The sequence below is a fragment of the uncultured Thermomonas sp. genome (assembly GCF_937872235.1).
Lineage (GTDB): Bacteria > Pseudomonadota > Gammaproteobacteria > Xanthomonadales > Xanthomonadaceae > Thermomonas > Thermomonas beijingensis.
The window spans coordinates 46,440-52,707 of sequence record NZ_CALMPC010000080.1; the positions used below are offsets into that span (position 1 = coordinate 46,440).

Consider the following 6,268-nt stretch of genomic DNA (forward strand, 5'->3'; position numbering starts at 1 on the left):
AACTCGCCGCTTCGGCGGCGGTCTGGCAAGGTAGTCGACAGTCATCCCGCAACACACGTCTTTCGCAGCGAGTACCCATGGATCCGATCAAAGCTCTCAATTTGGTGCCGATGGTGGTCGAACAGACCAGCCGCGGTGAGCGCGCCTACGACATCTACTCGCGCCTGTTGAAGGAGCGCGTGATTTTCCTGGTGGGCGGTATCGACGATCACGTGGCCAATGTGGTGTTGGCACAGATGTTGTTCCTCGAGGCGGAAAACCCCGAGAAAGACATCAGTCTGTACATCAACTCGCCTGGCGGGATCGTCACTGCGGGCATGGCGATCTACGACACCATGCAATACATCAAGCCGGACGTGAGCACCATTTGCGTGGGTCAAGCCTGCTCGATGGGTGCGGTGTTGCTGGCAGCGGGTGCTTCGGGCAAGCGCTATGCGCTACCCAATTCGCGCGTGATGATTCACCAGCCGCTGGGCGGTGCACAGGGCCAAGCCACTGATATCGACATTCAGGCACGTGAAATCTTGACGATGCGCGAACGCTTGAATGAGATTTTGGCACGCCACACTGGCCAGCCGATCGAAACTATTGCCCGCGATACCGACCGTGACAACTTCAAGAGTGCCCAGGCTGCGCGTGAATACGGCTTGGTAGATGAAGTGCTGGTGCGGCGTCCGGACGAGTCGATTCAAGCCAATTGAACCAGCCTGCGCAGCCCCGATACTGGATTGCGCCGGCGATAAATCAGGGATGCACCGGCCTGTCAGGCCCGGCGGGTGCATATGGTATTCTCGGGCCGAAAGCGCGGATGCGCGGCAAGTGAGTGGCGAATGAGCGAAGACCGTCAGGGACGCAACACCGGCGACAACAGCAAGATCCTGTACTGCTCCTTCTGTGGAAAGAGTCAGCACGAGGTACGCAAGCTGATCGCAGGGCCCAGTGTGTTCATCTGCGATGAATGCGTGGAGTTGTGCAACGACATCATCCGCGAGGAGCTTGAGGAAAAGGCGCAGTCCAGCCGCAGTTCGCTGCCCAAGCCGCGCGAGATTCTCGAAGTACTCGATCAATACGTGATTGGCCAGCAGCGTGCGAAAAAAACGCTGGCGGTGGCGGTGTACAACCACTACAAGCGCATCGAGAGTCGACAGAAGTCGGACGACATCGAGCTGGCAAAATCCAATATCCTGCTGGTGGGCCCCACCGGCTCGGGCAAGACGCTGCTGGCGGAAACGTTGGCACGCATGCTCAATGTGCCGTTTACCATGGCCGATGCCACCACCCTGACCGAAGCCGGTTACGTCGGTGAGGACGTGGAAAACATCATTCAGAAGCTGCTGCAAAAATGCGATTACGATGTCGAAAAAGCGCAGCAGGGCATTGTGTACATCGATGAAATCGACAAGATTTCGCGCAAGAGCGAAAACCCGTCGATCACCCGCGATGTCTCTGGTGAGGGCGTACAGCAGGCGCTGCTCAAGCTGATCGAAGGCACCTTGGCCAGCGTGCCGCCGCAGGGTGGCCGCAAGCATCCGCAGCAGGAGTTCTTGCAAGTCGATACCCGCAATATCCTGTTCATTGTGGGTGGCGCGTTTGCCGGGTTGGACAAGGTGATTCAGCAACGTTCCAGCGAATCTGGCGGGATTGGCTTTGGCGCCAAGGTCAAGAGTGCCGAACGCAAGGCAGATATCGGCCAGGTGTTGTCGCAAGTGGAACCGGAAGACTTGATCAAGTATGGCTTGATTCCGGAATTTGTCGGCCGCTTGCCGGTGGTAGCAACGCTGGAGGAGCTGGACGAAGCGGCGCTGATCAAGATTTTGACCGAGCCCAAAAATGCCATCACCAAGCAGTTCAAGAAATTGTTTGACATGGAGGGCGTGGAGCTGGAAATCCGTCCCGACGCGCTGGCTGCGATTGCCAAAAAAGCAATCAAGCGCAAGACCGGTGCACGTGGCCTGCGCACCATCGTCGAATCAGTATTGTTGGACACCATGTATGACCTGCCCTCGCTGGAAAACGTCAGCAAGGTGGTGGTGGATGAATCCGTGATCGAGCACAAGTCCGAGCCATATCTGATCTACCAAAGTGCCCCGGCCAAGGTGGCAGCTGCCGATTGAGTTGCCTGCCGGTGGCTCCCGCAAGCCGCCTTCGGGCGGCTTGTTTGTTTTTTGGATTCGGTAACGTATTGATTTGCAGATTGTTTTTCTGTTGTTGCAAAAATGCTTGCAACACGGCGACAACAACCCCATAAACGAGTCAGGCATTGTGATTGCAGTGCCGCACCAGGAGATCTTGCATGTCTGCCCCTACTGACTCTACTGCCCACATCCTCCCAGTGTTGCCGCTGCGTGACGTGGTGGTGTTCCCGCATATGGTGATCCCGCTGTTCGTGGGGCGCGAAAAATCCATTCGCGCACTCGATATTGCCGTGGAAGGGGATAAACGCATTTTGCTGGTGGCGCAGACCTCCCCGGAGACCGACGACCCTGGTGCCACCGATCTGCACTCGGTGGGTACTTTGGCGCAGGTGCTGCAACTTCTGAAGTTGCCGGATGGCACCATCAAGGTGTTGGTGGAAGGCGTGACGCGCGCGCGCGTACAGCACGTGCATGCGCATGATGGTGCGCTATTTGCCGATGCGCAGGATGTGCCTGTCCCGATCAGCCGCGAGCCGCGTGAAGTCCAGGCCATCGGGCGCACGCTGCTGGCGCTGTTTGAGCAGTACATCAAGACCAATCGCAAATTGCCGCCGGAGTTGCTGCAAACCTTGGCCGGGATTGAAGAGCCCGAGCGCCTGGCCGATACCGTGGCTGCGCATCTGGGCGTGCGTCTTGCCGATAAGCAAAAACTGCTGGAAACCCTGGATACCGCCGAGCGCTTGGAATTGCTGGTGGGGTTGGTAGAGGGTGAAATTGATGTGCAGCAGATGGAAAAGCGCATTCGCGGGCGGGTCAAGACGCAGATGGAAAAAAGCCAGCGCGAGTACTACCTCAACGAGCAGATGAAGGCTATCCAGAAAGAGCTGGGTGAGCTGGATGAAGCGCCCAATGAGCTGGAAGAAATCGCCAAGAAAATTGCTGCGGCCAAGATGCCCAAGGCGGTGGAAACCAAAGCCAAGACTGAACTCGCCAAGCTCAAGCAGATGTCACCGATGTCGGCCGAGGCGGGTGTGGTGCGCAATTACTTGGATTGGTTATTGGGCGTGCCGTGGGACGTGCGCAGCAAGGTGCGCAAGAATTTGAAGGCCGCGCAAGACACGCTGGATGCAGACCATTACGGGTTGGAGAAGGTCAAGGACCGCATCCTGGAATATTTGGCGGTGCAGTCACGGGTCTCGAAAATGAAGGGCCCCATCTTGTGCTTGGTGGGGCCGCCTGGCGTAGGCAAAACCTCGCTGGGGCAAAGTATTGCCAAGGCCACCAACCGCAAATTCGTGCGCATGGCACTCGGTGGCGTGCGCGATGAAGCCGAGATTCGCGGCCATCGGCGCACGTATGTGGGCTCGATGCCCGGCCGGATCGTGCAGAATCTGAACAAGGCGGGTAGCAAGAATCCGCTGTTCATGCTCGACGAAATCGACAAGATGTCGATGGACTTCCGTGGCGATCCTTCTTCGGCCTTGCTGGAAGTGTTGGATCCCGAGCAAAATCACGCCTTCAACGACCACTACCTGGAAGTCGATCTGGATTTGTCCGAAGTGATGTTCGTGGCAACGTCCAATTCAATGAACATTCCAGGTCCATTGCTCGATCGCATGGAAGTGATCCGGATTCCCGGTTACACCGAGGAAGAAAAGCTCAATATCGCCAGCCGCTATCTGGTGCCCAAGCAGATCAAGGCCAACGGTCTGCGTGAGGTCGAATTGGTGATTGCCGAGGCGGCGATTACCGACATCATTCGTTATTACACGCGGGAATCAGGCGTGCGTAACCTTGAGCGCGAGCTAGCCAAGATTGCCCGCAAAGTGGTCAAGGATATTGCGCTGCAAGGCCCGCAGGCCAAAGGCAGCACACCCAAGACGATCACCGTGAATGGCAAGAACCTGGCCAAGTATCTGGGGGTGCAGCGCTTTGATTTTGGCCGCGCCGAGGCAGAGAACGAAATCGGCTTGGTCACCGGCTTGGCATGGACCGAAGTGGGGGGCGATCTGTTGCAAGTCGAGTCCACTTTGGTGCCGGGCAAGGGGCAGGTCATCCTGACCGGGCAGTTGGGCGATGTGATGAAAGAATCGGCATCGGCGGCGCTGTCGGTGGTGCGCGCGCGCGCGGCGCAACTGGGCATCGAAATTGATTTCCTGCAAAAGCACGATGTGCATGTGCATGTGCCCGATGGCGCCACACCGAAGGATGGCCCCAGTGCGGGTATTGCAATGGCCACCGCGCTGGTGTCGATGCTGACCAAAGTGCCAGTGCGGCATGATCTGGCGATGACCGGCGAGATCACCTTGCGTGGCCGTGTAAGCGCCATTGGTGGGCTGAAAGAGAAATTGCTGGCGGCTTTGCGTGGTGGGATCAAGACGGTGCTGATCCCGGAGGAAAACCGCAAGGATCTTGCCGACCTGCCGGCGACAGTGACCCGGAACTTGAAGATCGTGCCGGTGAAATGGATCGACGAAGTGCTGGAGCTTGCGCTGGTGCAACCGGCTCCAGCACGCAAGACGGCTGGCAAGGCGGCGGCCAAAACGCCCGCTGTGCGCGTGCGGGCCGCAGTGCCAAAAGGCAGGGGGAAGGGCACCACCCGCCCTTCGCTCAAGCACTGAATATGGGGAAAATGCGACCTGATCCCAAATGAACCGCTGAAACCCGCACCAGAGCTTGTTTTCGTGTTGCATGCAGGAAATGGCGCTGGTATAAAGTTTGGCAACCGTGGCGTGCACCTGTTCTCGCTGCGGTAAGCCCAAAGCACAGGCAGGGGAGCGCCTTTATTTTGGTCAACCGATTTCTTGCACCAACAACCGCAACGGAGCCAATACACCAATGAACAAAGCTGATTTCATCGAAGCCGTAGCCGATGGCGCTGAACTGACCAAGGCCGATGCCGGCCGTGCTGTCGATGCGATGATCGCTGCCGTTACCAAGGCCCTCAAGAAGGGCGACACCGTGACCCTCGTGGGCTTCGGTACCTTCTCGGTTCGCAAGCGCGGCGCCCGCACCGGCCGCAACCCGCGTACTGGCGACACCATCAAGATCAAGGCCTCCAAGAACCCCGCGTTCAAGGCAGGCAAGGCATTGAAGGACGCGGTCAACTGATCGCAGCGCAAAGTTTTCGCGCAAAAGCCCGGCTAAATGCCGGGCTTTTGCATTTTGGTGGTTTCGCTGCGCGCACTGGCCTGCGATAATGTCGGCTCCGGGCACTTAGCTCAGCGGTAGAGCGGCTCCTTTACACGGAGCGGGTCGGGGGTTCGATCCCCTCAGTGCCCACCAGATGTGTAGTCGTGATCCAGACCGGATGTCCAATTCACATTGGGCATCCGGTTTTTTTATGGCACAAAGACCGAAGATTTGCGCTGCAGCATTTCAATGCTGTTACATTTGCTGCAATGCGGCATCTTTCCGCCGTTAGCCCGTTTTCATCGTCCCCATCGGGGTCACGGATCAGCCCTTGAACACCTTCGGCCATCTGCTGCGCGTCACCACTTTTGGCGAGTCGCATGGGCCGGCCATCGGCTGCGTCCTCGACGGCTGTCCGCCCGGCATCGCCATCGCGCCAGAAGACTTCGCCCACGATCTTTCGCGCCGTGCCACCGGCAAGACCCGCCATACCTCGGCGCGGCACGAAGCGGACGAGGTCGAAATCCTCAGCGGCGTGTATGAAGGCGTCACCACCGGCACGCCGATCGCGCTGCTGATTCGCAACACCGACCAGCGCAGCAAGGACTACGCGAAGATCGCCGCGCAGTTCCGCCCCGGCCATGCCGACTACAGCTATTGGCAGAAGTACGGCACCCGCGATCCGCGCGGCGGCGGGCGCAGCAGCGCGCGCGAGACCACACTGCGCGTGGCTGCCGCGGTCATCGCCAAGAAGTGGTTGGTCCAGCGTGGCGTCACCGTGCGCGGCTGCATGACCCAGATCGGCGATGTCGTGCCACGTTTGCACGACTGGAGCGCGGTGGAAGGCAATCCGTTCTTCTGGCCTTGCGCAGAGCAGGTGGCCGAGCTGGAAAGCTACATGGACGCGCTGCGCAAGTCCGGCGATTCGGTCGGCGCGAAGGTCATGGCGGTGGCCGATGGCGTGCCGCCTGGCTGGGGCGAGCCGATCTACGGCAAGTTGG

General features: G+C 58.9%; 5 protein-coding genes and 1 tRNA gene. All 6 read left to right on the top strand.

What is annotated here, in order from left to right; translation table 11 throughout:
- Positions 1 to 77 precede the first annotated feature (77 nt).
- Positions 78 to 701, top strand: a complete 624-nt coding sequence (gene clpP / locus QWB57_RS07185) for an ATP-dependent Clp endopeptidase proteolytic subunit ClpP (RefSeq protein WP_223628397.1) — start codon at positions 78 to 80, stop codon at positions 699 to 701.
- A gap of 129 nt (positions 702 to 830) precedes the next feature.
- Complete coding sequence (clpX, locus tag QWB57_RS07190; RefSeq protein ID WP_223628401.1) at positions 831 to 2,114, top strand: ATP-dependent Clp protease ATP-binding subunit ClpX; 1,284 nt, start codon at positions 831 to 833, stop codon at positions 2,112 to 2,114.
- Between the two features lie 179 nt (positions 2,115 to 2,293).
- Positions 2,294 to 4,756, top strand: coding sequence for an endopeptidase La (gene lon / locus QWB57_RS07195; RefSeq protein ID WP_288968954.1), 2,463 nt, complete (start codon positions 2,294 to 2,296; stop codon positions 4,754 to 4,756).
- Between the two features lie 217 nt (positions 4,757 to 4,973).
- On the top strand, positions 4,974 to 5,246 hold the full coding sequence (locus QWB57_RS07200) for an HU family DNA-binding protein (protein ID WP_223628405.1): 273 nt from the start codon (positions 4,974 to 4,976) through the stop codon (positions 5,244 to 5,246).
- Positions 5,247 to 5,345: 99 nt separating this feature from the next.
- Positions 5,346 to 5,420: transfer RNA gene (locus QWB57_RS07205), tRNA-Val, on the top strand.
- A 178-nt stretch (positions 5,421 to 5,598) separates the two neighbouring features.
- A partial coding sequence (gene aroC, locus QWB57_RS07210; protein WP_288968956.1) for a chorismate synthase occupies positions 5,599 to 6,268 on the top strand: 670 nt, incomplete at its 3' end.